Below are 3,435 nucleotides of genomic sequence, written 5' to 3'. Positions count from 1 at the left end.
GCTCCGGATGCTGGCGCAGGTTGCCCTGGGCGACTTCGTCGGCGGCGTTTTTCAGCTTACGCGCCGGTTTCGCCAGGCTCCACGCCAGCCACAGCAGCAGCGGGGCGCTGACCAGCATCGTGACGATAAGCAGCAGCAATGGTCGATCAAACAGCAGGTTGATAAAGTCGGATTGTGAGGTGCTGGCGGGACGAATCAGATAGAGCTGATAGTTATCCTCACCGTCCCTGACGGAAAACGGGCCCACCATTTCCAGGCGGCCATAGCGTTTTTTCTGCGGATGATCGGCATTATCGGCCTGGCCGATAAAGTTACGAATGATCTGCATCTCGTTGCGTTCTGCGCCGATCACGCGGCCTTCGCTGGTCACCAGCAGCAGGCGTTGTCCCGGCGGCGCCCATTTATCGATGGCGCGAAACAGACGGCGCCACCACATCAGGTCGTTTGGCGGATCGTTGGCCAGCTCGGCCTCGACGTGCTGCTCGATCATGATGCCCTGACGCTGCTCGCTTTCCAGCAGCTCGGTCATCTGCCGGGAATCCAGTTTGGGCAACATCAGCACCAGCATCAACACCAGCGCCAGCGTGAGCCAGAAGATGGCGAAGATGCGTGCAGTCAAACTTCCAATCATGAAGCGGAAACCATCAGATACCCGCGGCCACGCAGCGTTTTAAACCACGGATGGCCATCTTTGCGCTCCGGCAGCTTACGCCGCAGGTTGGAAATATGCATATCGATGGCGCGGTCGAACGGCGTCAGGCGCTTGCCTAACACTTCCTGGCTTAAATGTTCACGCGACACCACCTGGCCGAGATGTTGCGCTAACAGATAGAGCAGGGTGAATTCGGTACCGGTGAGCTCCAGCGTCTGGCCATCGAAATTGGCTTCCTGACGGCCCGGATTCAGGCTTAAAGCATCCACTTCCAGCGTTGGCGATCCGGCTTCGGTCGTCTGCTGCTGCTCGCTCCAGTGGGAACGGCGCAGAATCGCGCGTATACGGGCCACCAGTTCACGATCGTTGAACGGCTTAGGCAAATAGTCATCCGCGCCCAGCTCAAGGCCGAGAACGCGATCCAGCTCGCTCCCGCGCGCTGTTAGCATGATAACCGGGGTCTGGTGTGTCTGACGCAGCTCTTTCAGCGTATCAATACCGTTTTTCTTCGGCATCATTACGTCGAGCAGCAATAAATCAACGCTGTCGTCCAGAAGGGCCAGCGCCTGTTCCCCATCATGGGCCACCAGCACGTTAAAACCTTCCATATCGAGCAGCTCTTTTAACAGGGAGGTGAGCTCCCGGTCATCATCAACTAACAGGATTTTATTCATCTTTTAAATACCTCCGAGGCAGAAATTACGTCATCAAGGCCCGCTAATCCATGACTTTACGTTGTTTTACACCCCCTGACGCATGTTTGCAGCCTGAATCGTAGACTGTCTCTCGTTGAATCGCGACACAAACGTTTTGGGAGTATGTGATGCGCAATGTTATCGCTGCCGTCATGGCCTCAACGCTGGCGCTAAGTGCATATAGCCAGGCCGCTGAAGTCGTTACCAGCGTTAACTGGCTCCCCGGAGACGAAGGGGGACAGCGCGGTAGCCAGAGCCATATGTTTGACGGCATAAGTTTAACCGAGCAGCAACGTCAGCAGTTACGGGATCTTATGCAACGGGCACGCCACGACAGGCTCCCCGTTAATGTTAGCGAAATGGAGACAATGCATCGCCTTGTCACCGCAGAAAATTTTGATGAAAACGCTGTGCGCGCCCAGGCAGAAAAGATGGCGCAGGAACAGGTTGCTCGCCAGGTCGAGATGGCTAAGGTCCGCAACCAGATGTATCACCTGCTTACGCCAGAGCAGCAAGCGGTTTTAAATGCTAAGCACCAGCAACGTATGGATCAGTTGCGTGAGGTTGCAAGGATGCAGAAAGGCTCAGCAATGATGCTTTCGAGTAGTAGCAACACCCTGCAACCCCAGTAACAAACCCTGTTTTCCTTGCCATAGACACCATCCCTGTCTTCCCCCACATGATGTGGGGGTTTTTTTTGCCCTTTTTTCGGCAAATCAACTTCTTCGCGTATCCCGTGAGCGTCACAAGTTCAGGTTATACTAAGCGCATTGCAGGAGAAGGAGCCTATATGAATCAATCTTATGGCCGGTTGGTCAGCCGCGCCGCTATCGCCGCGACGGCCATGGCCTCCGCGTTACTTTTGATCAAAATTTTTGCGTGGTGGTATACCGGTTCAGTCAGTATTCTGGCTGCGCTGGTGGATTCGCTGGTGGATATTGCCGCCTCGCTGACCAACCTGCTGGTGGTTCGCTATTCGCTGCAACCTGCTGATGAAGAACATACCTTTGGCCATGGCAAAGCGGAATCGCTGGCGGCGCTGGCGCAAAGCATGTTTATCTCCGGCTCGGCGTTGTTTCTGTTTCTCACCGGCATCCAGCACCTGGTGCGTCCGGAGCCGCTGCAGGCCGCTGGCGTCGGGGTCGTCGTCACGTTGATCGCCCTGTTCAGCACGCTGGCGCTGGTGACCTTCCAGCGCTGGGTGGTGCGAAAAACCCAGAGCCAGGCGGTGCGGGCGGATATGCTTCATTATCAGTCTGATGTTATGATGAACGGCGCTATTCTGGTGGCGCTGGGCCTTTCCTGGTACGGCTGGCATCGCGCCGATGCGTTGTTTGCCTTAGGAATTGGCATCTATATTTTATATAGCGCGCTGCGGATGGGCTATGAGGCGGTTCAGTCACTACTCGACCGCGCCTTGCCTGACGAGGAGCGTCAGGACATTATCACCATCGTGACCGCATGGCCCGGCATCCGCGGGGCGCACGATCTACGAACGCGGCAGTCAGGGCCGACCCGCTTTATTCAGATTCATTTGGAAATGGAAGATAACCTCCCGCTGGTGCAAGCCCACGTGATTGCAGACCAGGTGGAGCAGGCGATTCTGCGCCGTTTCCCGGGTTCCGATGTCATTATCCATCAGGATCCCAGTTCTGTGGTGCCAGCGGCGCAGCAGGGCTTTTTTGAGCGTTAGGTTATAGTCTGTAAACTCGATGTAAAAATGTGGGGCAGATCGGCATTTTTTGTATAAATTACCGCCGTTTGGTCTGACCTGAATCAATTCAGCTTGAGGCGTTTGATATACTATTGTCATTAGCGTCGTGCACTCCTGGTGAGGGAGCGCTTCAGGCAACAGAATTATTTTTTGCTTCCTAAGTTCAGAGGTAGTCATGATTAAGAAAATCGGTGTGTTGACAAGTGGCGGTGATGCGCCGGGCATGAACGCAGCAATTCGTGGCGTTGTGCGCGCGGCATTAACGGAAGGTCTGGAAGTTTTTGGAATCTATGACGGTTACCTCGGATTGTATGAAGACCGTATGGTTCAGCTCGACCGTTACAGCGTTTCCGACATGATCAACCGCGGCGGCA

The 3,435-nt window shown here is 55.1% G+C and carries 5 protein-coding genes; 3 read left to right on the top strand and 2 right to left on the bottom strand.

Annotated features, from left to right (window positions below):
• The coding region (locus tag ACZAHD_RS22505) for a sensor histidine kinase (protein WP_462458706.1) at positions 1-631 on the bottom strand (631 nt) is incomplete at its 3' end.
• Positions 628-1,326: an envelope stress response regulator transcription factor CpxR gene (gene cpxR / locus ACZAHD_RS22500; RefSeq protein ID WP_002882901.1), complete on the bottom strand. Its 699-nt coding sequence runs from the start codon at positions 1,324-1,326 to the stop codon at positions 628-630. The genes cpxR and ACZAHD_RS22505, both read right to left, overlap by 4 nt.
• Positions 1,327-1,475: 149 nt before the next feature.
• On the opposite strand from cpxR, the gene cpxP reads away from it, so the two are divergent.
• The 3 genes from cpxP to ACZAHD_RS22485 all read left to right on the top strand — a co-directional run.
• A complete protein-coding gene (gene cpxP, locus ACZAHD_RS22495) occupies positions 1,476-1,979 on the top strand; it encodes a cell-envelope stress modulator CpxP (protein WP_004178004.1) in 504 nt (167 codons plus the stop codon).
• A 158-nt stretch (positions 1,980-2,137) separates the two neighbouring features.
• Entirely contained in the window at positions 2,138-3,040 is a 903-nt protein-coding gene (fieF, locus tag ACZAHD_RS22490; protein ID WP_008807873.1) for a CDF family cation-efflux transporter FieF, read from the top strand.
• 196 nt (positions 3,041-3,236) lie between these two features.
• A partial coding sequence (locus ACZAHD_RS22485; protein WP_462458705.1) for a 6-phosphofructokinase occupies positions 3,237-3,435 on the top strand: 199 nt, incomplete at its 3' end.

This window comes from Raoultella sp., assembly GCF_039594335.1.
Classification (GTDB): domain Bacteria; phylum Pseudomonadota; class Gammaproteobacteria; order Enterobacterales; family Enterobacteriaceae; genus Klebsiella.
The sequence above is the reverse complement of the archived record's forward strand: the minus strand, read 5'-3'. Positions and strand labels throughout refer to the sequence as shown.